Annotated in this window: 21 protein-coding genes and 1 pseudogene; 10 read left to right on the forward strand and 12 right to left on the reverse strand. The window is 57.3% G+C overall.

Features of this window, described 5'->3' with window-relative positions; translation table 11 throughout:
- Positions 1-247 precede the first annotated feature (247 nt).
- Positions 248-1,252, forward strand: a complete 1,005-nt coding sequence (locus KCX70_RS17750; RefSeq protein ID WP_212618305.1) for an IS5-like element ISPa16 family transposase — start codon at positions 248-250, stop codon at positions 1,250-1,252.
- Here KCX70_RS17750 and KCX70_RS17755 read toward each other — a convergent pair.
- Positions 1,249-2,468 (reverse strand): IS3 family transposase gene (locus KCX70_RS17755; RefSeq protein ID WP_392602239.1). Its coding sequence is split into 2 segments (ribosomal slippage): positions 1,249-2,123 and positions 2,123-2,468, totalling 1,221 coding nucleotides; the frame shifts between segments, so codons are not numbered across the junction. The genes KCX70_RS17750 and KCX70_RS17755 overlap by 4 nt on opposite strands.
- 1,478 nt (positions 2,469-3,946) lie before the next feature.
- On the opposite strand from KCX70_RS17755, the gene KCX70_RS17760 reads away from it, so the two are divergent.
- A complete protein-coding gene (locus tag KCX70_RS17760) occupies positions 3,947-4,564 on the forward strand; it encodes an HAD family hydrolase (RefSeq protein WP_020306044.1) in 618 nt (205 codons plus the stop codon).
- Positions 4,565-5,074: 510 nt separating this feature from the next.
- Here the strand turns inward: KCX70_RS17760 and KCX70_RS17765 are convergent.
- From KCX70_RS17765 to KCX70_RS23530, 4 genes are all read right to left on the reverse strand, one after another.
- Positions 5,075-5,404, reverse strand: a complete 330-nt coding sequence (locus KCX70_RS17765) for an XRE family transcriptional regulator (RefSeq protein WP_037038764.1) — start codon at positions 5,402-5,404, stop codon at positions 5,075-5,077.
- A 3-nt stretch (positions 5,405-5,407) separates the two neighbouring features.
- The gene (locus KCX70_RS17770; RefSeq protein ID WP_049340868.1) at positions 5,408-5,761 is read right to left on the reverse strand and encodes a type II toxin-antitoxin system RelE/ParE family toxin; all 354 of its coding nucleotides are present in this window, start codon (positions 5,759-5,761) and stop codon (positions 5,408-5,410) included.
- A 47-nt stretch (positions 5,762-5,808) separates the two neighbouring features.
- Positions 5,809-6,597 (reverse strand): phage integrase, encoded by a 789-nt coding sequence (locus KCX70_RS17775; RefSeq protein WP_212618306.1) that lies wholly within the window; start codon positions 6,595-6,597, stop codon positions 5,809-5,811.
- A gap of 223 nt (positions 6,598-6,820) precedes the next feature.
- On the reverse strand, positions 6,821-7,060 hold the full coding sequence (locus tag KCX70_RS23530; protein WP_423836253.1) for a Sir2 family NAD-dependent protein deacetylase: 240 nt from the start codon (positions 7,058-7,060) through the stop codon (positions 6,821-6,823).
- Positions 7,061-7,117: 57 nt separating this feature from the next.
- Between KCX70_RS23530 and KCX70_RS17785 the strand changes: the two genes are divergently transcribed.
- Both KCX70_RS17785 and KCX70_RS17790 read left to right on the forward strand, forming a co-directional pair.
- Positions 7,118-7,750, forward strand: a complete 633-nt coding sequence (locus KCX70_RS17785; RefSeq protein WP_015275847.1) for a TetR/AcrR family transcriptional regulator — start codon at positions 7,118-7,120, stop codon at positions 7,748-7,750.
- A gap of 45 nt (positions 7,751-7,795) precedes the next feature.
- Positions 7,796-8,776: an MDR family oxidoreductase gene (locus KCX70_RS17790; protein WP_212618308.1), complete on the forward strand. Its 981-nt coding sequence runs from the start codon at positions 7,796-7,798 to the stop codon at positions 8,774-8,776.
- 232 nt (positions 8,777-9,008) lie between these two features.
- On the opposite strand, the gene KCX70_RS17795 is transcribed toward KCX70_RS17790, so the two are convergent.
- The 4 genes from KCX70_RS17795 to KCX70_RS17810 all read right to left on the reverse strand — a co-directional run bounded on the left by KCX70_RS17795 (position 9,009) and on the right by KCX70_RS17810 (position 12,792).
- Positions 9,009-9,662 (reverse strand): oxygen-insensitive NAD(P)H-dependent nitroreductase NfsB, encoded by a 654-nt coding sequence (locus KCX70_RS17795; RefSeq protein ID WP_015275845.1) that lies wholly within the window; start codon positions 9,660-9,662, stop codon positions 9,009-9,011.
- Positions 9,663-9,690: 28 nt separating this feature from the next.
- The gene (locus tag KCX70_RS17800) at positions 9,691-10,407 is read right to left on the reverse strand and encodes a glycine betaine ABC transporter substrate-binding protein (protein WP_212618309.1); all 717 of its coding nucleotides are present in this window, start codon (positions 10,405-10,407) and stop codon (positions 9,691-9,693) included.
- 148 nt (positions 10,408-10,555) lie between these two features.
- On the reverse strand, positions 10,556-11,737 hold the full coding sequence (locus KCX70_RS17805) for a major royal jelly family protein (protein ID WP_249121661.1): 1,182 nt from the start codon (positions 11,735-11,737) through the stop codon (positions 10,556-10,558).
- A 44-nt stretch (positions 11,738-11,781) separates the two neighbouring features.
- Entirely contained in the window at positions 11,782-12,792 is a 1,011-nt protein-coding gene (locus KCX70_RS17810; protein WP_212618310.1) for a zinc-binding alcohol dehydrogenase family protein, read from the reverse strand.
- A 111-nt stretch (positions 12,793-12,903) separates the two neighbouring features.
- Between KCX70_RS17810 and KCX70_RS17815 the strand changes: the two genes are divergently transcribed.
- Entirely contained in the window at positions 12,904-13,830 is a 927-nt protein-coding gene (locus KCX70_RS17815) for a LysR family transcriptional regulator (RefSeq protein WP_212618311.1), read from the forward strand.
- A 73-nt stretch (positions 13,831-13,903) separates the two neighbouring features.
- Here the strand turns inward: KCX70_RS17815 and KCX70_RS17820 are convergent, their stop codons facing one another.
- A complete protein-coding gene (locus KCX70_RS17820; protein ID WP_138300404.1) occupies positions 13,904-14,194 on the reverse strand; it encodes a putative quinol monooxygenase in 291 nt (96 codons plus the stop codon).
- Positions 14,195-14,236: 42 nt separating this feature from the next.
- Between KCX70_RS17820 and KCX70_RS17825 the strand changes: the two are divergent.
- A pseudogene (locus tag KCX70_RS17825) lies at positions 14,237-14,635 on the forward strand (DDE-type integrase/transposase/recombinase); the annotation flags it as partial.
- Between the two features lie 30 nt (positions 14,636-14,665).
- Here KCX70_RS17825 and KCX70_RS17830 read toward each other — a convergent pair.
- Both KCX70_RS17830 and KCX70_RS17835 read right to left on the reverse strand, forming a co-directional pair.
- Positions 14,666-15,649, reverse strand: coding sequence for a zinc-dependent alcohol dehydrogenase family protein (locus KCX70_RS17830; protein WP_212620380.1), 984 nt, complete (start codon positions 15,647-15,649; stop codon positions 14,666-14,668).
- Positions 15,650-15,744: 95 nt separating this feature from the next.
- Positions 15,745-16,488 carry an SDR family oxidoreductase gene (locus KCX70_RS17835; protein ID WP_212620381.1) on the reverse strand — a complete coding sequence of 248 codons (744 nt, stop codon included), beginning with the start codon at positions 16,486-16,488 and terminating at the stop codon, positions 15,745-15,747.
- A 143-nt stretch (positions 16,489-16,631) separates the two neighbouring features.
- Between KCX70_RS17835 and KCX70_RS17840 the strand changes: the two genes are divergently transcribed.
- The 4 genes from KCX70_RS17840 to KCX70_RS17855 all read left to right on the forward strand — a co-directional run bounded on the left by KCX70_RS17840 (position 16,632) and on the right by KCX70_RS17855 (position 20,407).
- Positions 16,632-17,546, forward strand: coding sequence for a LysR family transcriptional regulator (locus KCX70_RS17840; protein WP_212618312.1), 915 nt, complete (start codon positions 16,632-16,634; stop codon positions 17,544-17,546).
- A gap of 107 nt (positions 17,547-17,653) precedes the next feature.
- The gene (locus KCX70_RS23425) at positions 17,654-18,052 is read left to right on the forward strand and encodes a hypothetical protein (RefSeq protein ID WP_256437945.1); all 399 of its coding nucleotides are present in this window, start codon (positions 17,654-17,656) and stop codon (positions 18,050-18,052) included.
- Between the two features lie 180 nt (positions 18,053-18,232).
- On the forward strand, positions 18,233-19,357 hold the full coding sequence (locus KCX70_RS17850; protein WP_212618313.1) for an alkene reductase: 1,125 nt from the start codon (positions 18,233-18,235) through the stop codon (positions 19,355-19,357).
- Between the two features lie 66 nt (positions 19,358-19,423).
- Positions 19,424-20,407, forward strand: coding sequence for an LLM class oxidoreductase (locus tag KCX70_RS17855; protein WP_212618314.1), 984 nt, complete (start codon positions 19,424-19,426; stop codon positions 20,405-20,407).
- Positions 20,408-20,529: the final 122 nt, after the last annotated feature.

Raw genomic sequence — 20,529 nt, forward strand, 5'->3', positions numbered from 1 at the left:
GATCCAGTCACGCACAACACAGAAAGGCACCTCGTCATGCAACGCAGCCGCTGAACCACGCGCGCACGCTTCTGCTAACGACATCTCGATACCAGGCATTACCTCACCCGGGGCGTATAACAAATGAGATATTTTCTTTAAATCGTCCATACCGTCTCTCTATCTGAACCATAGATGTCTAGGGAAGGTCTGAAAAAGACTTCCCGAATCTGGTGAAATACGCCGATCCCGCCAGCCGAGTTTTTCCATGAAGCAGATGACCTTCGCCGACGCCGAGTACGCCGGCAAGCGCAAGCAGACCCGTAAGGAATTGTTCCTGATCGAGATGGATCAGGTGGTGCCGTGGAAGGGATTGATTGCCCTGATCGAGCCACACTACCCAAAGGGTGAAGGTGGTCGTCCAGCCTATCCGCTGATGGCCATGTTACGTATCCATCTGATGCAGAACTGGTTCGGCTACAGCGACCCGGCCATGGAAGAAGCGCTCTACGAGACGACCATCCTGCGTCAGTTCGCCGGGCTGAGCCTGGAGCGCATTCCCGACGAAACCACCATCCTCAACTTCCGTCGCTTGCTGGAGAAACATGAGCTGGCAGCCGGCATCCTCGGCGTAATCAATGGCTACCTGGGGGATCGCGGCCTGTCGCTGCGCCAGGGCACTATCGTCGATGCCACACTGATCCACGCGCCCAGCTCGACCAAGAACCAGGACGGCAAGCGCGACCCGGAAATGCACCAGAGCAAGAAAGGGAACCAGTATTACTTTGGCATGAAGGCGCACATCGGCGTGGATGATGAGTCGGGGCTGGTACACAGCGTGGTAGGCACGGCAGCCAACGTGGCGGATATCACCCAGGTCGACAAACTGCTGCACGGTGACGAGAACGTCGTCTGCGCCGATGCCGGCTACACCGGCGTCGAAAAGCGCCTCGAACATGCTGGCCGCGAAGTGATCTGGCAGGTCGCAGCACGCCGCAGCACCTACAAGAAGCTCGATAAACGCAGCGCCCTGTACAAAGCCAAGCGCAAGATCGAGAAGGCCAAGGCACAAGTGCGAGCGAAGGTCGAGCACCCGTTTCGAGTGATCAAGCGCCAGTTCGGTTACGTGAAGGTGCGCTTCCGTGGCCTGGCCAAGAACACCGCTCAGCTGGTGTCGCTGTTCGCGCTGTCGAACCTATGGATGGCGCGCCGACATTTGCTGACTACCGCAGTGGACTTGCCCCTACAAAACCGGACACCAACTCCCCGTTAAATTGATGCTGCTGCCAAGCGCCTGAACTCCCTCGGCGAGCGGTATTTCAAAGCGCTGTGCGGATGCTGCTCGTTGTAATGCTCGAAGGCAATTGCCAGGTTGCGCAGCGCCGTTTCTCGATCCGGTTTGGGCATGTGCGCCACGTAGTCACGCTTGATCGTCTTCACGAAGCTCTCAGCCATGCCGTTGCTTTGCGGGCTGCGAACTGGGGTGGTCACCGGCTGCAAGCCGATCTGTCGAGCAAACAGGCGTGTCTGTTCGGCGGTGTACGCCGAGCCGTTGTCGCTTAGCCATTGCACCGGCGTGGCGGGCAGTTGATCACCAAAGCGCTTCTCCACGCTTTCCAGCATCAAATCGCGGATATCATCGCCGCTGTACCCGGTCGGGCTCGCGACCCAGCCGATGGCTTCGCGATCACAGCAATCCAGGGCGAAGGTCACGCTCAGTTTGGCGCCGTCCTCGCAACGGAACTCAAAGCCGTCCGAGCACCAACGCGTATCGCTGGCTTCCACCGCAATACGGCCTTCGTGCCGACGCGGCACACCGGGCTGTTTGATGCGGCGCTCAAGCAGCAAGTTGTGATCACGCATGACCCGGTAAACCCGCTTCACATTGATCGCCGGTAGCGACTGGGTTTCACGGGCGCGACGCAGCAATCCCCAGACGCGGCGGTAGCCGTAGCTGGGAAGTTCGCTGACCTGTTGCTGGATTTCAACTACCAGATCAGCATCGTTCACAGGCCTGCTCCGCCGTACTTTGGGGGATGCCGATTGCTTGATTCGAACCGTTAATTGCGAGCGCGCCACACCGAGACATTCGCTGACCAGCTTCACTGGTCGTCCCCCGGCAACAAGGGTGAGTGCGCAATCCATTTTCGCGACCGGGCGATCTCCACGGCCTCTTTGAGGATTTCTGCTTCCATCGTTTTCTTGCCCAGCATCCGTTGCAGTTCACGGATCTGCTTGAGCGCATCGCTCAGCTCGGAGGCAGGTACCACGGCTTCGCCAGCACTGACCGCCGACAAACTGCCGTCTTGGTAAAGCTTGCGCCACAGGAATAGTTGGTTGGCATTGATGCCGTTACGCCGAGCCACCAACGAAACGCTCTGCCCGGGCTCAAGGCTCTCTCGAACCATGGTCAGCTTTTGCTCAGGGCTCCAGCGGCGCCGCCGCTCCCGACCCAAAAGCTCCCCACTCTTATCGTTGCTATTAGTCATAAACATAACCGTTTGCCTATCCCTTATCGTAAGGGGGAAACGGTGTCCTGTCTTTCAGGGGGCTCGTTCACGCAGGAAAGGTGCACCTGTAATGCGGAAAATGGCTGCTGCGAGGTGCTCGCGGCGGCCAAAAACGGAGAACTGAGCGGGTTACCTGGTCGATTTTGATCGACGGCCCGCTTTCAAAAGCAGCGAGGGCTGAAGTCGACCGGAAATACAGGGTTACTTCAGACCTTCCCTAGAGGCAGAATCTGGGCAAAACTTCCCTACCTTGACAAAACTACCAAGTATGAAAAGCTTGCTTCCCAATGAGCGTCAGTTCTGACTTTTAATATATGGCCTGAGTCTAAAAGGCGAACAGCGCAACCCCATCAACCTCCATTATTAAACTAAGTACTTTATTCATCAATGCAAGCCTATGGCGTCGCCCCACTACGCTCAGTATTGGACAAAAAACAGCAACCTGAAACCAATGCAATAAAATAATCCAGCTCCAACGACCGCCCGTCAAGCACTTTTAGAAAAGAAAAAGCCAACCACTGACCATCGGTATTTGTAATACGTATATATTGACAAGGATTGCCAGAACTCATGCACTAGAAGAGCAAGAAGATAATCCTTATCGGACTTACCCTGGGCGCGGTCAATGACTATTTGAGATCAAGACATATCTCCACGGACGATGCGAGGCTGATCCAACCGGCTCGGAGTCTTCTTTTCGAATTTTGAAATTTCGCACCGTTGGTAATCACCACAAGCGAGGCGCGTCGGTGACGCGGAAGGGTACCGCGACTCCTCGCGACTGCTTAAATTGCAAACGAAAGCGGATGATCTGAGTAATTTGTAGCGAGGGGCAGGTTCGAGAAAGTCTGCGTACGCTGAGATCTGCTCACTAACACCTAGCTACCCATCTAGTGCACGCACGAAGCGCGCCACGCGTCGAGCTGTACGGCGAGGCCACAAAATGATGAAAATTATGGCTCAGCAATAATTATGGCTGAGCCATAATTTCATATAACCGCAGCGTCACGGAAAAACCGCAATTATTTACAGCCTGCAATTGACCATGACAGCTGCCCCTCCAACGAGGGGATAGACTAAGTAGGTTAGCTAACTCGGGGCTGTGGAGATGATCGAGGATCGCGCCAATGAGCTGTTCATCAGCGCCGCTAGCAGCTGGAAAATCGGCCAAAAACGCGATGAGCAAAGCCAGCTTTCAGTTCGATTCAGGAGTACTAAGAAGGTCTCTTCTGGACGGCGACTACAAGGAGCTGTCCATGACCAGCCGACACGCCATTAAGGCTGCGGCCTCGCCTCTCCTTCACAGCGCCCATTTGATCGGATGCCCATTGGACAAGCAGCTTCGGAAGGCTTCATCCTAGTAACCAATAATCATGCTATAGCGAAGTATTCGGGGCCAATCAAGCACGTCGGTTGAATGCGCCAGCCTTCGATACCCTGTCGTGACGGGATGTCTAATGACCATACAAGCCGTCATTTTTGATGCTTTCGGGACACTGATAAAGATTCAAGATGGGTCGCATCCGTACCGACAGTTGATGAAGATCGGAAAGGCGCATGGTCGGCGCCCCCGCCCGGACGACGCGTCTTTCCTGATGAAATCTGCGATAACGTTGACGCAAGCCGCAGCGCATTTGGGGATCACTGCAAGCCCTGAACAATTGAGCACTCTGGAAACTGTCCTGGCAGAAGAGATCGCAGCCGTTGAGGCATATCCTGACGGGCTCGAAGCGGTGAAACTGCTCCAAGAGCAAGGCATTCGAATCGGTGTTTGCTCGAATTTGGCTTTCCCGTACCGGCAAGCCGTCCTGCGTTGCTACCCCATGCTAGACGCATATGCATTTAGCTGTGATTTAGGCGTAATGAAGCCCGAACCCACCATCTACAGTTGGATTTGCGATCAGCTTGGGGCGTCCCCGACCGCATCGTGGATGATCGGTGACTCCCAACGTTGCGACCGAGATGGGCCAACGGCAGTAGGCATCCGAGGCTTTTTTGTTGACCGAAACAGCACCAACGGTGACTGCCCTGAATTGGTTACGTTCGCTCGTAAGGTATTGGCAACCGCGCCTTGAGCGAGCGATGTCAGCCCCATCCATTTTCGCACTTCGCGATTGAAACCTGGAATCACACCAAGCAATCCTGCTCCATGAACCTCGAACCGCAGTCAAGATAAGACCGCAAATTGAGTTGAGGTGATTATGATCGGGGGCCAACGGGAACACCTTAGAAACCCAAGACGCCTCCCTAGATCATTGGTAACTTCAAACTCAGGAGTGTTTGGCTTCAACGCAGCCTAAACCCAACCGACTGCGGGCAGCTCTACTCGCCAACGCATGCACAGCCGCTCTCACAGATAAGTGAATGCGGCGCTTGACAAGACTCGAAAGGTTCATATACTCGCGCTCACTGTGAGCAATCCAACAAATCAAGGTTTCTTGCATAATGCGCTGAAGCCTTGGTTTGGCCGGGATATTGAAGTTTGGGATTCAAATCCCCCCGGCCCAATTAGAAGCACTTAAACCCCTGATTTTCCTAGAGAATTTCAGGGGTTTTTGCTTTCTGGCGTAGCGTGTGTCGAAGACTCACGCTTGCTGAGCGGCAGCTTCGATCTCGGCGAAGTTGCTGATCTTCACCGAACCATCCGGGAACCGGGCGATGACCTCGAGCTGCCCGCCCATTGCTTCGATGTGGCTACGCAGCGTGGAGATATACATGTCGGTGCGCTTTTCCATTTTCGCGATCGACGGCTGCTGTACGTGCAGTAGCTCAGCCAGCATCTTCTGCGACAAGCCACGTGCCTGGCGCAGTTCGTTCAGCGGCATTTCAGCAAGCAGCTCCTGGGCTTTGGCTTCCACGCGAGCCTGAGCCTCTGGCGACATCTTTGCGCGTAAGTCTGCGAATTTCTTGGCCATCGTTCAGCCCTCCTTCTCAAGCTGTTCCAGGTGCTCGTCATAGAGACGATCTGCCAACGGAACGTTGATTTCATACCAGCGGTTGTCGCCCGTCTTGTCTCCGCCAATCAGCAGGATCGCCGAGCGCCTGGGATCGAATGCATACAGCGTTCGTATCGGGCGCCCGTTGTGCTGGGTTCTCAGCTCTCGCATATGCCCATGACGTGCCCCATTGATAGCGCTGCTATGTGGGAATCCGAGCGAAGGCCCACGGTCTTCCAGCAAACGCACGGAGACCGCTATGGACTCCTGCTCCTCCGCAGTGAGTGACTCCCACCAGCCACCAAACTCATCGGTGTACTCAACGTCCCAAGTCATACGAAATATAGCCCCTATGGAATATTCCATCAATGGAATAATGACAACTAGGAAAAAGCCGGCCCTAACCGTACCGCATCCTGCAGATGATCCGGTGCCAGATGCGCATACCGCATCGTCATGGCCAAGCTCGAATGGCCCAGGATCTTCTGTAGCGTGAGGATGTTGCCGCCGTTCTGGATGAACTGGCTGGCGAAGGTGTGCCGGAGTGCATGAGCGGCCTGCCCTTTCGGTAACCTGATCGTGGTTCTTGCCAGCGCACGCCGGAACGAGGTTATCGCCGGGGTGAAATGCCCGTGACGCTTCCAGTGCTTCGTTATCTTCTTTTCCAGCTCCGGTGAGATCGGGACCGACCGAACCTTGCCGCTCTTAGTCCTGCTGAAGGTGATGACCCCGTTTCGGATAGATCCTGGCTGCAGCTTCTCGGCCTCAGACCATCGCGCCCCGGTTGCCAGACAGATCGTCGCGACCAGCTCGACATGCGGGTTATCGCAGCCGTTGCGGATCGACTCCAGCAGCTCGGCGATCTGCTCGTTCGTCAGCCATGAAAGCTCACGCTCCTGGATCTTCAACGGCTTCACCAGCGCCAACGGGTTTTCGTACTTGATGACGGCGAGGCCACGAAGCTCGTTGTACACCGCGCGCAGATAGCCCAGCTCATTGTTGAGCGTCTTCGGAGAAGCACCTGCCTGGCGATCATGCGCATAGGCTTGCGGATCGATCCGCGAGGCGATGGGATCCCGCAGCCGCTTGGCCAGAGCATCGAGCTTCTTGCGACGCCGCAGACCGTCCCTCAGCGAATGGCCGTGCAGGTTGATCGGATACGACGAGTTCATGCTTTTATCGCCGTGCCTGTAGTCGCTCGCGAACCGCAGCCTGCTGTCCTGTCACCGCCTGAATTTGAAAAGCGCTGGCAGCACCACGGATGCACGGCCAATCAACATCAACTCGTTGGCATTAACGAGGGAGACGTCCGCAAGACTGACATAGATCACGATAGCTCCCGCAGCGTGTGCCATTTCCGGGATGACCCTGCAGGCGTAACGATGCCGGAGGTATCTACAGAAACCAATACCTGGCACGTTTCACCATCTGCCTGGCTGCTTTCCAGGGAGCGCTGGGTATATCTTCTTTGAACCAGACGACAGCGGATCGCAATCTCCCATTGCAGATGCAGCGAGGGGGCTTTGCCTCCTGTCCATCACCATGTACCACTTGTTGATCCTCATTGAGTTCGGCACGCCGATGGCAGGCGAACAGTTTCGGCTGCGCAATACTCCCGTGAAGCCCCTTGCACATTTGAGCACCCAGTTGTTGCTGTCTTGATATTTGAGACGATCGGTCTATTATGCTGTCATGACTAGTGCAAAACCAGTAGCCCGTCGCGGCCGTCCCCCAAAGGTTCCTCGTGAGCGTGAAGACACCCACGACGCGCTGCTTCGGTGCGGGATGGAAGTGTTGAGCGAGCAGGGCTTTGCGGCGACAGGTATCGACAGCGTGTTGAAGCGGATCAATGTTCCCAAGGGCTCGTTCTATCACTACTTCAATAGTAAAGAAGCCTTTGGACAGGCGGTATTGGACCGCTATGCAAGCCGCTTTGCCCGGAAACTGGATCTGCTGCTGCTCAACGAGGCGGACCCACCGCTCCAGCGCATACGAAACTTCGTCGAGGATGCCAAGGAGGGTATGGCTAAGTACGAATTCCGCCGCGGTTGCCTGGTGGGCAACCTTGGACAGGAGATCATGGCCTTGCCTGAGAGCTTCCGTCTGGCGCTGGAGCATACGCTGATTGATTGGCAGGAACGTCTGGCTTGCTGTCTGCGTGAAGCCGCGAGCCAAGGACAGATAGACAGCGATAGCGACTGCGATTCTCTAGCCGCTTTTTTTTGGATTGGCTGGGAAGGCGCAGTGCTTCGCAGCAAATTGAGCCGCGATGTGCGCCCGCTGGAAATCTTCAGCGAAGGATTCTTTGCGGCGATTGGCCGTTAAATTTTTTGGGAATTAATAGACGATCGGTCTAAATAGGAGGTGAAGATGTTCAAGGCGATTCTTATTGAGAATACAGACGGATACCAAGCCCAGTTAGCTGATCTGCATGACGAGCAGCTCCCGGCTGGCGATGTTACCGTCCGCGTGAGCTACAGCACGCTCAACTACAAGGACGGCTTGGCTATCAGCGGCAAGAGCCCGGTCGTCCGCCAATTCCCGATGATCCCGGGCATTGACCTGGCCGGAACGGTTGAAACCAGCAATCACCCGCACTATCAGGTTGGTGACCGAGTTTTGCTAAACGGATGGGGCGTAGGTGAAAGCCACTGGGGAGGATTGGCCCAGAAAGCCAGGCTGCGGGGGGATTGGTTGATCCCGCTGCCGAAGGGTTTGAGCGAACGCCAGGCCATGGCAATAGGAACTGCAGGCTATACAGCGATGCTTTGTCTGTTAGCCCTCGAGCGTCATGGCCTGACGCCGGCGCGTGGCGAGGTACTCGTAACGGGGGCCAATGGCGGAGTTGGCAGCTTCGCCATTGCGCTGCTGGCGCGCCGAGGCTACCAGGTGATCGCCGCGACAGGCCGAATCGGCGAAACGGAATATCTCAAGCGCTTAGGCGCAGCTACCGTCATCGATCGCAACGAGCTGTCCAATCCCGGGCGAGCCCTTGCGAAAGAGCGATGGGCCGCGGCAATCGACTCGGTCGGTAGCCATACGCTTGCTAACGTATGCGCCGGTACGCACGCTGATGGGGTCGTTGCTGCTTGCGGCCTAGCTCAAGGGATGGAATTCCCAGCAACGGTGGCGCCCTTCATCTTGCGCGGTGTAAGTCTGCTTGGCATCAACAGCGTCACCCGTTCCTACAAGGAGCGTGTCGAGGCCTGGGAGCGTCTTTGCACTGACCTGGACCTCTCGCTACTCGATCAGATCACCCATGAGATTGGCCTGAGCGAGGCCATGTCGGTCGTCGAACAGTTACTTAATGGCAAGGTTCGCGGTCGCGTGGTGGTAGATGTGAATCGATGAGCGCAAGCGTCGCCTATAGGGCATCGCGAGGCGGCCCCTCATCATCGCCGCTTCGCGCGCCGCCCCCCCCGGCGTTTCCATAGGGCTGATCGGTACCATCCAGGGTTGCTTGGATCGATCAAGCCCTGTCGTAGCGGCTGCTCGTTGCTTCAGAAAAGAAGCCGCTGGCGAAACCCTGCCATCAGGAAGCCGAGTGGCGCCCGCTTGCTCGTCGATTCAGGGGGCCTGTTTCTTAAATATGAGTGAAAACCTGCTCCGCTGGCAGACGCGACTTTGGTAGACCGGCATTGAAATCGGTTTCGTCACGATAGCCAAGCGCGACCAGCACCAGACTGGTAAGGCCCTGTGCCCGCAGCCCCAGCTCCTCATCGAGCTTCTTGAAATCGAAGCCTTCCATTGGCGTAGCGTCCAGACCAAGCGCGGCAGCACCCAGCAGCAGGGTCCCCAGCGCAAGATAGGTCTGCTTTTCCATCCAATGCTGCAGGTCCTTCTGGTCATAGCGGTGCAGTGCTACGTAACCGCGGCGGGCATTGTCCTGCCCGACCCTGGCATCCTCGCTATGGAAACGGCCATCACGCGCTTCCTGATCTAGCAGCGCCTGCAGGTGTTCCTCGGTCATGTCGTTACGGCTGCACAACACGATCACATGCGAAGCCTTGAGGACCTTGGGTGCGTTGTAGGCAAAGCTACCCTCGGTTCCCTTGGCGATTCGCGCCTTGCCTTCGTCGGTAGATGCAATGACGAAGTGCCAGGGTTGCGAGTTCACCGAGGACGGACTGTGGCGCAGTTGTTCAAGCAACGCGTCGATGGACGCCTGCGGAATCTTGCGGCTGGCGTCAAAAGCCTTGGTGGTATAGCGACGTTTGGCGAGGCTGGCGAGTTCCATTGGTGGTTTCTCCTGTCAGATAGTGTTTTCAAAGGGCAACGCTGCGAGCCAGCCACGCGTCGGCGGCTTGCAGCGCTGACATCCCATCGCGGCAGATCGAGTGATCAAGTTCGCTAATGACTTCGTTGCCTGGACTGAGGCGGTTCAGTTCCTCGAGCAATGCCGCGGGCATATCGCGGGCAAATGGCTCGCTCACGATCAGCGTTGCGTCATCCTGGCCACCGAGCAGCCCCAGGGGTTCGTCCAAGGGGCGAATGTGGTGTGAGTGATGCAGGAACTGCGGATGCCAGAGTGGCACGACGCACCATTCGCGCCGTGCATGGGCTTGTTCGTAGCGCACGAAGCAATCGGCCTGAGTACCGTTCTCGAAGTGATATCCGAGCCGATCGAGGCCGTATTGCTGGACAATCGCCCTGGAGAAGCGGCTGATGCCGGCGCCGGGATTGATGCCCTGGATCAGCCGCGTCATTCGTGTAGCGACCTCGGGGCGAAGGAGATCCGCGACGCTCTGTATCGCGTCGACGGGAACATAGTCCGGCACGCCCCAGATGCAGTAAGGCCGGTACAGTACGCCGAGCGTGCGTGTTTGCGCGGCATAAGGCGCCAGGTAGTCTCCATGGCTCGCCGGCAGCCAGGCCGAGGCCAGCATGTCGACAGCGCCGGCACCATAGCGGCGGAACATGTCTTCATGTGGCGCGGCACTGACCATAACCTCATAGTCGTGGCGTTCAAGTACGCGCTGCACCAGCGCGGCACTCGCCGCATGAAAGTCAGGTCGATGTAACCGAGACGGATGATCGGTTTCATGGCTTCACCTCGCCCGCAGACGCGCGTCTCGGGCACAGTCCGAAGTCAACGTTTTTCCGATTGCAGCTGCGTAGGCGGAGGCCGTCTCAGTGCGTAGGTGCCGGCGCTGCATCGATTTTTACCCGCAACAGGCTGTAGGGCTTGCTACGCAGGTCCTGGCCACCGTTGAAGCCAGGTGAGCGATGCAGCTGGTTGGCGGTGAAATACAGGTAGCCGTCCGGGCCGATGGAAAGGGTGTCCGGCCAGAGCACCCGCGGGTCATGGACAATGGTTTGCCACGTGCCGTCAGGCAGGCGCTTGCGAATTCCGTTGTGTTCGTAGTCGGTGGCGTAAACGGCACCCTCGGCATCCGCCTCGAGGCCATCGGAGGCGCCCTTCTCACCCAGGTTACGCACGGCAACCTGCAGCTGTGCCTCGCTCACAGCTGGGTCGCGCAACAGTGCAGTTGACACGGCGTACAGGTGGCGACTGGACAACGGAGAGAAATAGAGGTCTTTTCCATCCGCGGATAAAGCGATGCCGTCGGAAGCCACCCCCAGCGCCTTCGGCTTGCCATCGGTGCCTTTGGTCAGTAGCGCCGGTCTGCCCTCCACGACCGGCACGAAGTCCGGGTCGACAGAGGTCTGTGCTGCGCCGCTCAACCGACGGCTGGCTTTACCACTGGCGATATCCATGACGATGATGCCGCCAGGGCCGGACACGGATGAATCGGTCACGTAAACCGTGCCTTGCTTGCCCACCCGGAAGTCGAAGCGCATGTCGTTGGCATAGGTGCTCGGCAGTATCACCTCAGGTGGAAAGACCAGGGTCTTGACCACCCGGTTGCTGGCCAGGTCGATGGCGACCAGCTTCGCACCGCCGGGACGCGGCGTGGAGAATTCCGGCGCAGCGGTGTCCAGCACCCAGATACGCCCCATGCCGTCGGCGACCACGCTTTGCACACTGATGAATCCCTTGGCCGGGTCGTCCGGATCGTCGGTATTGATGGCTGCATTGGGGTAAGGCTGGACCTTCCCGTCTCGAATTTCAGCAACGGTGAAAGGCACGGCGTCGCCCCAGCGCGGGAAGTTGACGAAGATACGCCCGGTCTCGCTGACGGTGACGCCGGTGGGCATGGCGTCATGGAATGCAAATACCTGGTCAATCACTCCAATCGGCCGAGCCGACGCAGCGCTCGCCGGCAGCGGCTGAAGTGGCGTGGCGAAGGTGACTGGACTGGCGAGCGCCAAGGCCAACAGTGTGTGGCGAAACCGTTTTTCGATGCGCATGATGAGTCTCCTGCCCGCGCGGCGGGCGCTGGTCCATGGATAAGTCAGAAGCCTTCCAGGACGATCTTGCCCATGGCTTTGCCGCTTTCGATCAGTGCATGGGCACGCCGCAGGTTGGCCGCCTCGATGCGGCCAAAATGCTCGCCTACAGTCGTCTTAAGCACACCAGCGTCGATCAGCTCCGCCACGCGGTTGAGCAACTGGTGCTGCTTAATCATGTCGTCCGTCCCGTACAGCGAGCGGGTGAACATCAGCTCCCAGTGCAGCGCCAGCGACTTGCGTTTGAGCGGTACTACATCGAGCACAGCCGGATCGTCGATCAGTGCCAGATGACCCTGGGGCCGCAACACCTCAATCAGTTGAGGAAGGTAGCTGTCGGTGTGGGTGAGGCTGATCACGTGATCCACCGCCTCGATACCAATGCCCTTTAGCTGCTCGGCCAGCGGCCGGCTGTGGTCGATCACATGATGCGCACCCAGGGCGCTGACCCATTCCCGGGTTTCCGGGCGCGAAGCGGTGCCGATCACCTGCAGGCCGGTCAACTGGCGGGCCAATTGCGTCAGGATCGAACCCACGCCGCCGCCGGCACCCAGGATCAGCAGACTCTGCCCTGCTCCACCGCCCCCGCTCATGCCGAGGCGGTCGAACAGCAGTTCCCAGGCAGTGATCGACGTCAGCGGCAAAGCGGCGGCACTGGCATCGTCCAGGCTGCGCGGCTTGCGCCCGACGATGCGTTCGTCGACCAGATGCAACTCGCTGTAGCTGCCTGGACGGTCGATGGCGCCGGCATAGAAGACTTCATCGCCGGGTTGGAACAGCGTTACGTCGGCGCCTACGGCACGCACTACGCCAACCGCGTCCCAGCCGAGCACCTTGGGCTGCTCGGTAGCACCCTTGCCAGAACGGACCTTGGTATCGACCGGGTTCACCGCGATGGCCCTGACCTGCACCAGCAGGTCGTGCGGCCCTGGGGTAGGTTCTGGCAGCTCACTGTCGAACAATGCTCGAGGGTCGTCGATTGGCAGGCCGTATTCGGTGAAGACGATAGCTTTCATGTGGGCAATCCTTGAAGGTCAGGTACAAGCGAAACGTAGGGGCATCTTCGTCTTCCCATACCCCTGGAAAAAGGCTCAAAATCAGCCAGCACTTTCACCCCAGGTGTGAAAATGGTTCGGTTCGAAGATCTTCAGCTTTTCGTGCGCACAGCCGCGCTGGGTAGCTTCTCCAACGTCGCTCGCGAGGTCGGCCTGCTTCCAGGCCAGGTGGCTGCGGCGATCAAACGCCTCGAGCGAGAGCTGGATATCCGTCTATTCGCTCGTTCTACGCGCAGCCTGCGGCTGACTGCCGAAGGAGAGCAGTACTTGCCGTTTGCCCGCGAGGCGCTATATACGTTGCACGAAGGTCAAGACCGGATACGCCGGGAAAGTACCCAGCTGCAGGGTTTGCTGCAGGTTTCGGCTCCATCAGATCTAGGGCGCAACCTGCTGTTGTTATGGCTTTCCGAGTTTCGCCGTCAGCATCCAGCGCTCAGTCTTCGTCTACTAATTTCCGATCAAGTGGCGGATGTTTTTCGAGATCCGGTCGACGTTGCCCTGCGCTACGGCGTGTTTGACGATGCGAGCTGGGTGGCATTGCCGCTAGCTCCCTGGAACCGCCGTGTTCTGGTGGGCGCTCCCGATTATCTAGAACGTAACGGCAGACCTCAAAAGCCCACCGATCTAGCCCAGCATCACTGTCTGCTGTATTCGCTCAATGGGCGTGCGCATGACTGCTGGCAGGTAGGTGATCAGACAGTGCAAGTCACCGGTCCACTTTTCAGCAACGATGCCGACATCGTGCGACGCTTGGCGGTAGCGGGGGAAGGACTGGCCTACAAATCCTGGCTGGACGTACACGATGACATTGAGGCGGGACGGCTGGAGATAGTGCTGGCCCACTACCAAGGCGAGCCCACACCGTTGAACTTGGTGTGCCCGCATCGCAAGCAATATTCGCCGGCCGTTCAGCAATTGCATGCACTGTTGCGCAGTCATCTCGATCCGCTGAAGCAGGAGCTGCCGCCTCTCGCGTCTGATCCTGGCCTGATCGCTTGAACGGCAATGCTAGATAGCAGCTGCCAGAACCAGTATCGCATCCCACGGTTCTGGCGGCCGAGACGCTACGGCTTCAAGCCAGCAACGACAGCTTCATCACGTCGAGCGTGATATGCGCTTCAAGCGTTTCGGCCAGCTCTCGAAAGACCGGCCCTTCAAGATGGTCTTGTAGCGCCGCCTCGTCTCGCCAACGCTCGATCATGACCAACCTGTCCGGCCGCTCGCTGTCTTCATGGAGCTGGTACTGGTCGCAGCCAGGTTCCTTGCGGCTTCGTGCGACAGCTTTGCGAAGCGCCGCTTCGGCCACTTCACGGCTGCCGGGCTGTAGCGTAATCGTGGCGACCACAATGATCGGGGTGTCCATGAATCAGTACTCCTAAGGGTTGATATTTCGGGGGCGAGCCTGATTGGCTGGTCGATGCACCATCGCCAGGATCGACAAATGGTAATCCGGGCAGTGGAAATGGCGATCTGGCAACGCCAGGGTGACTGGTCGGTGATTTTGCATTCAGATCGCGGGAGCCAGTTCACCAGCGGCGACTATCAACGCTTCCTGAGCCGGAACACGTTGGTGTGCAGTATGAGTGCTGTCGGCCATTGCGGTGATAACGCGGCCTGCGAAGGGTTTTTCGGAGTGCTCAAGCGGGAGCGTGTCGCTCACCAGTCCTATCGGACACGTGATGAGGCGCGAGCAGACTTGTTTGATTACATCGAACGGTTCCACAACCCAAGAATGCGCCGTAGAGTCGCCCGGCAAGATCAGAAGTTTTCAGCCCTTTCAAAACCGTCCGTGGAAATGGGGTAGAACCCATCTGCCTTACGGGCACGAAGGCCCTTAGTCGATATCAATGACGGCCTTACCTCGTACATCTCCGCGCTCAAGCATCTCATGTGCAGTCTGAGCTTGGCTTAAAGTAAAGCGGAACTCATCTACCAGCGGCTTCAACTGGCCCGCCTCTGCCAATTGGGCAGCCTTGCGTAGGATTTCGCCATGGTGAGAACGCCCTTTGCCAGAAAGCATTGGCAATAGGACAAATACCCCGGATAGGGTCATGCAGCGCAGGGAGCCCGGAGCTAGGTTATGGGAGGAAAAAGCAGCGCAACTGACGACGTGCCCATATGGGCGAATAGCCTGGAACGACCGATCCAAGGACTCGCCACCAACGGTGTCATAAATAATGTCGAAGCCATCCCCGTTAGTGTGCTGGGCCACATACTCATTGACGCCAACGCTTTGATAATCGATGGACGTTGCCCCGTAGGACTCGATGATTGATTGCTTCGCCGGGGACACGGTTGCATAAACATCCGCACCAAACACTTTGGCGAGTTGTACGGCCACATGCCCGACTCCGCCAGCGCCACCATGAACCAACACGCGGTCACCCGCTTTCACAGCTGCTTTATCTACTAGGCCTTCCCATGCAGTCAGCGTCACCAGTGGCAGAGCTGCCGCTTCGCGCATGCTTAGATTTCTGGGCTTGATGGCTAACAAATTTGCATCGACTGCCGCGTACTGGGCTAGAGACCCCTGCAATCCACGCACACCGCCAGTCAGACCATACACCTCATCCCCAACTTGGAATTGAGTAACGCCTTCGCCCACTGCCTCAACGACGCCAGCCAAATCAGTGCCAATGATCGCTGGTAACTCAGGCATCGCGTAAGGGGCCTGCCCCAGGCGAATTTTGTAGTCGATTGGGTTAACGCCGCTGGCTTTAATCTTTACCAGTACCTGCCCTTGTTGTGGCGAAGGCTTTGCGACTTCGACTTCAAGCAGGGTGCTCGCGTCATAGCTGTCTAGGCGCAAGGCCTTCATCAGTCCCCCACTCGAAAGCGATTCAGTTACGTTGCTCACAGCTTTTCACTCCATATAAGCGGGGCCTGACGCCGAAGCGGCAGGCCCTAAACTCATTAGAATTCCTGCACGGTTGGGCGCAGAACGATCTCGTTAATATCCACTTCAGCAGGCTGCTCAATTGCGAAGGCGATAGCCCGAGCGACGGATTGAGCGGGAATTGCTTGCTTGTAGAAGTCCACCACGAAATCGCGGCTCTGTTGGTGGGAGCTGCCGAATTTCAACTCGGAGTCCACGGCACCCGGTTCGATAGTCGTGGTGCGAATGCTGCCACCGACTTCGTGACGCAGTCCTTCGGAGATGGCCCGCACAGCAAACTTGGTGCCGCTGTACACCGTGCCGCCAGGGCTGAATACCTTCAGGCCTGCAACCGATGCGATGTTGATGAAGTGGCCACTGTTTTGTTTCTGGAAGACCGGCAATGCAGCCGCGACTCCGTACAGCAGCCCCTTGATGTTGATGTCGATCATGCGATCCCACTCGTCAGTGCGAGCATCACTGAGCGGTGCAATCGCCATCAGCCCGGCATTGTTGACCAGTACATCAATGCGCCCGTAGGTGTCCACGGCACCTTGAATGAGCGTTTTGACCTCTTCCTGAGAGGTGACATCGGTCTGATACGCGATTGCCTGACCACCTGCATTGGTCAGCTCAGTCACCAATGCGTCGAGTTTATCTTTGCGGCGTGCGGCCAGCACTACGCGCGCGCCAAGCGCAGCAAGGTGGCGTGCAGTCGCTTCACCCAAGCCACTGCTGGCGCCGGTGATAACGACAACTTTTCCAGAAATGTTATTACTCATGTTGAGAACCTCATCGGCGGGTTTGTACTTCGCCATGGCTGGTTAACCTGGCAGTGCGCAAACCTTAGTCCCATGATTGATCTCAATAAATGGAAATGATTGGATTAAGCTATTCCTGAATATGGAATAAATGGGAGGGCAACATGCTTAACCGCATGGAGATGGTCAGGATTTTTTGCACAGCAGCAGAGGCAGGTAGCTTCCGCGAAGCGGCAACCCGATTAGGTATCTCCCCGCAAGGGGTTACCCGAGCCATTCAAGCCCTGGAAACGGAGCTTGGCGAATCGCTGTTTCACCGTAATACCCGCCAGGTGAGCATCACTGCTTTCGGTCAGGATTACGCCAAAGATGCCAGATCAGCTCTGGAGCATTTCGACACGCTATTCCGGTCGCACAGGATGGAACCTGAGCTGTCAGGGAGGGTGGGAATCACGGCTCCACATGCTATTGGCAGGCGCTTCTTAATACCGTTTCTTCAGCCCTTGGCCTCAGCACATCCAGACCTGCAATTCGATCTCCGCCTGGAAGATCAGATGACCGATGCCGTTGAGGCGCATATCGATATTGGCATCAGGGTGGGTGTTATTCGCGACCGGCGCTACGTCGCACGGGCCTTAGCTCCCGTGCCGTTTTACGTTGTCGCAAGCCCGGCGCTAATAGAGCAAAAGACAATACCTAGATCTCTGGATGCCTTGGCTCAGCTGCCACTTTCAGTCCTGATCGACCAGAAAAATGGTCGCCCTTGGCCTTGGCTATTTGCCGACGGGCAAACATTCACGCCCAGGCAGCCAGCTCTTATCTGTGATGATCCTGACACGGAATTGGAAGCCACCCTGGCAGGCATGTGCTTTGGCCAAATTCCTACCTATCTGGCTGAGCCCCATCTGCGGTCAGGCAAGCTGATTTCTGTTTTGGCTGATCTCGCTCCAGCGCCATGGGATCTGTTCATATACCGCCCGCAGCAGGGCCCTGTATCGAAGCGGGTGCGATTGGTGTACGACCATCTTAAGCAGGCTTTTTCAAACCCCGAGCTATTTCCCCAAGGCCTGGGGACATAGCGATGCATACCTGCCAGCCAATCGTCCGCTATTGGCCCAGGCTGTGTAAAAACGTTGGCATCGACCTTGCTGTGATTTGAAGGATTCAGACTCAGCAGGGGCGGCCCATGAAGCGCTTTATCCAGGGAGTACATCGAGGCCAAAGCACGCTGCTGCCCGAGAGCCTGGATGACTACGTCGCGGACACCAACCCGGTGCGGGTGGTCGATGTGTTCGTCGATGCAACCAGCCTCCTTGATGAAAAAATCAAGGGAGCTGGCTGCATAGGCAACCCTGACGCGAAGCACGGCGCGCTCCCAGCTGATCCAGAAGTGAGCTGCAAGGGCGTGGAACCATGCGTACGTGCCGGAAGCAATATTAGTATATTGACATATATGAATATCGGGAATAGTCTACCCATAACCGCGCTAGAAACCCCAGGAGGTAGTCCCATGAAAGATTCCAGCGATACCCATCCGAATCACCTTCCCGACAGCAGCTACGGCCTGTTTATTGACAACCAGTGAGTTTCGGACGAATACGGTGAAGCCCTCGACATTATCAACGCCACAGCTGCCGACGTCGCCCGCGCGGTGCAGGGCGCACAGCGCGCCTTCGTGACCTGGACCGCTCGGACTCTTCCGACCTCGTTGATCCATATTTTTTGACCCATGACATCGACTATTTTAGATATGCAGGTAAACAAAATGGCACAATCAGAACTTTTCAAAACCACTCAGCTGGGCCCATACACCCTCAAGAACCGTATCGTTCTGCCGCCACTGACGCGTTCGCGCAGCTCCCAACCCGGCAATATTGCGAACGACCTGATGGCCACGTATTACCGTCAGCGCAGCGGTGCTGGCTTCATGGTGACCGAGGGCACACAAATCGAACCCCGAGGACAGGGTTATGCCTGGACACCCGGCATTCATAGCCCGGAACAGATACAAGGCTGGCGTAAGGTCACCGACGCTGTTCACGCCGAAGGGGGGGTCATCTTTGCTCAACTTTGGCATGTGGGTCGCGTGTCGCACACATCGCTGCAACCCGGTGGTGAAGCGCCCATCGCGCCATCAGCCATCCGCGCGGACAACGTCAAGGTGTTCATCGAAACTGGCCCCGGCACGGGTACACTGACCGACCCTTCGACCCCACGAGCTCTGTCCACCGAGGAGGTAAAGGAACTGGTTGCGCTCTACGCCCAAGCAGCCCGAAATGCTTTGGACGCAGGTTTTGACGGGGTGGAGCTTCACTGCGCGAACGGGTACCTGGTAAACCAGTTCATTTCGGCCCATACCAACCAGCGTGATGATGAATATGGCGGTTCGCTGCAGAACCGTCTTCGCTTCCTGCGCGAAATCACCCTCGCCGTTGCTGGTGTTGTCGGCAAGGAGCGCGTTGGCGTTCGCTTCGCCCCGCTGTTCGCGACCACAGACGAAGACCGCGTCTACCTTGGTCTGGTCGAAGAAGACCCTCATCAAACCTACATCAAGGCAGTGAAGATCCTCGAGGAAGTGGGCATTGCCTACCTGTCGCTCGCCGAAGCCGATTGGGAAAACGCACCCGAGCTGCCTGAGACGTTCCGGGAAGCTGTTCGTAAGACCTTCAGCGGCAAGATTATCTATGCCGGCAAGTACACCGCTGAACGAGGAAATCGCGTGATAAAAGCTGGCTGGGGCGACCTGATCGCTTTTGGCCGCCCCTTCATTGCGAACCCCGACCTGCCCGCTCGTATCGCCAACAACTGGCCGCTTAACCCAGTTGATCCAAGCAGCATGTACGGCGGTACCGATAAGGGCTACACCGACTACCCGACTTACAAATCCTAAACGCTCAGAGCCACGCCCCATAACTCAGGGGCGTGGCTCAGCGTTTGCTGACCGAGGAAGTTAAGCATGTACCAACCGAGCACGACTCCCTACCAAGAGCATAGGGGATTCAAACGGACCTTCAGGCAGGGTCATCTAAGCCTTGGGCTGTTCTTTCCCCTGGAGGCTTTCGAAGGTGATACACCGAGCATGCTAGATCAGGTCGCGCTGGCCAAACGTGCAGAGGCACTTGGTTTTTCGGCGCTCTGGTTTCGCGACGTCCCGCTCAGGGACCCAAGCTTCGGTGATGTCGGCCAGGTTTTCGACCCTTGGGTGTATCTGGGCTACATCGCAGCCCATACAACAAAAATCGCACTAGGCACCGCCTCCATCGCCCTTACTTTGCGTAATCCCTTGCACACGGCAAAGGCCGCAGCGAGCATTGATCAGTTGAGCGGAGGTCGCTTGCTCCTGGGAGTAGCCTCTGGCGATCGTCCCGTGGAGTTTCCCGCATTCAGCGTTGATCCAGAAAAGCGTGGCGAGACCTTTCAAGAAAACCTCAATGTGATACGCCAAGCCCATCGAACACACTTCGAGCCCATTCGCTGGAGTCACGGCGAGTTACTGGGGGCCGATCTCGTTCCCAAACCTACGACTCGGGAAATACCGCTATTCGTAACTGGACATAGCCGCCAGTCGCTCGATTGGATCGCGCGTGAAAGCCATGGATGGATCAACTATCCACGTCCGCCAAAAATACAGCGACTCATCGTGGAAGATTGGCGACAGGAAACGGCTAAACAATGTGGCACTATCTACAAGCCGTTCTTGCAATCGCTGTATATCGACCTGGACGAACACCCATCCACGCCACCCTCGCCTATCCATCTAGGATTCCGACTGGGACGTAACCACCTGCGGGCCTTGCTGGATACACTTCAGGAAATCGGTGTAGATCACGTCATCCTGAACCTCAAGTATGGTAAACGCCCCGCAGCAGAGGTTATCGAGGAACTTGGCAAACATATCGTCCCGCAATTCGGCGCACAGGTGCCCGATAGTCCTACCTGACAGGACAATAGGATTCCAGTCCAAACCAGCCCGTCATTGCGACGGGCTGGCGCGCAGAGATCATGGCGAAGCCTTCCAATTTGATGCGCGAATCAGGAAGATATCTAGATATCGGAAAAAAC

Source organism: Stutzerimonas stutzeri, from assembly GCF_018138085.1.
GTDB classification, from domain to species: Bacteria; Pseudomonadota; Gammaproteobacteria; order Pseudomonadales; family Pseudomonadaceae; genus Stutzerimonas; species Stutzerimonas stutzeri_AI.

Bases quoted from the DNA above. Each gene is read 5' to 3' on its own strand.
- KCX70_RS17835 (WP_212620381.1), bottom strand. From the start codon at position 16,488: ATGAGTAATAACATTTCTGGAAAAGTTGTCGTTATCACCGGCGCCAGC.
- KCX70_RS17830 (WP_212620380.1), bottom strand. From the start codon at position 15,649: ATGAAGGCCTTGCGCCTAGACAGCTATGACGCGAGCACCCTGCTTGAA.
- KCX70_RS17820 (WP_138300404.1), bottom strand. From the start codon at position 14,194: ATGGACACCCCGATCATTGTGGTCGCCACGATTACGCTACAGCCCGGC.
- KCX70_RS17765 (WP_037038764.1), bottom strand. From the start codon at position 5,404: ATGGCCAAGAAATTCGCAGACTTACGCGCAAAGATGTCGCCAGAGGCT.
- KCX70_RS17810 (WP_212618310.1), bottom strand. From the start codon at position 12,792: ATGAAAGCTATCGTCTTCACCGAATACGGCCTGCCAATCGACGACCCT.
- KCX70_RS17785 (WP_015275847.1), top strand. From the start codon at position 7,118: ATGACTAGTGCAAAACCAGTAGCCCGTCGCGGCCGTCCCCCAAAGGTT.
- KCX70_RS17790 (WP_212618308.1), top strand. From the start codon at position 7,796: ATGTTCAAGGCGATTCTTATTGAGAATACAGACGGATACCAAGCCCAG.
- KCX70_RS17760 (WP_020306044.1), top strand. From the start codon at position 3,947: ATGACCATACAAGCCGTCATTTTTGATGCTTTCGGGACACTGATAAAG.
- KCX70_RS17840 (WP_212618312.1), top strand. From the start codon at position 16,632: ATGCTTAACCGCATGGAGATGGTCAGGATTTTTTGCACAGCAGCAGAG.
- KCX70_RS17750 (WP_212618305.1), top strand. From the start codon at position 248: ATGAAGCAGATGACCTTCGCCGACGCCGAGTACGCCGGCAAGCGCAAG.
- KCX70_RS17770 (WP_049340868.1), bottom strand. From the start codon at position 5,761: ATGACTTGGGACGTTGAGTACACCGATGAGTTTGGTGGCTGGTGGGAG.
- KCX70_RS17795 (WP_015275845.1), bottom strand. From the start codon at position 9,662: ATGGAACTCGCCAGCCTCGCCAAACGTCGCTATACCACCAAGGCTTTT.
- KCX70_RS17805 (WP_249121661.1), bottom strand. From the start codon at position 11,737: ATGCGCATCGAAAAACGGTTTCGCCACACACTGTTGGCCTTGGCGCTC.
- KCX70_RS17855 (WP_212618314.1), top strand. From the start codon at position 19,424: ATGTACCAACCGAGCACGACTCCCTACCAAGAGCATAGGGGATTCAAA.
- KCX70_RS23425 (WP_256437945.1), top strand. From the start codon at position 17,654: ATGAAGCGCTTTATCCAGGGAGTACATCGAGGCCAAAGCACGCTGCTG.
- KCX70_RS17850 (WP_212618313.1), top strand. From the start codon at position 18,233: ATGGCACAATCAGAACTTTTCAAAACCACTCAGCTGGGCCCATACACC.
- KCX70_RS23530 (WP_423836253.1), bottom strand. From the start codon at position 7,060: ATGTGCAAGGGGCTTCACGGGAGTATTGCGCAGCCGAAACTGTTCGCC.
- KCX70_RS17815 (WP_212618311.1), top strand. From the start codon at position 12,904: ATGGTTCGGTTCGAAGATCTTCAGCTTTTCGTGCGCACAGCCGCGCTG.
- KCX70_RS17775 (WP_212618306.1), bottom strand. From the start codon at position 6,597: ATGAACTCGTCGTATCCGATCAACCTGCACGGCCATTCGCTGAGGGAC.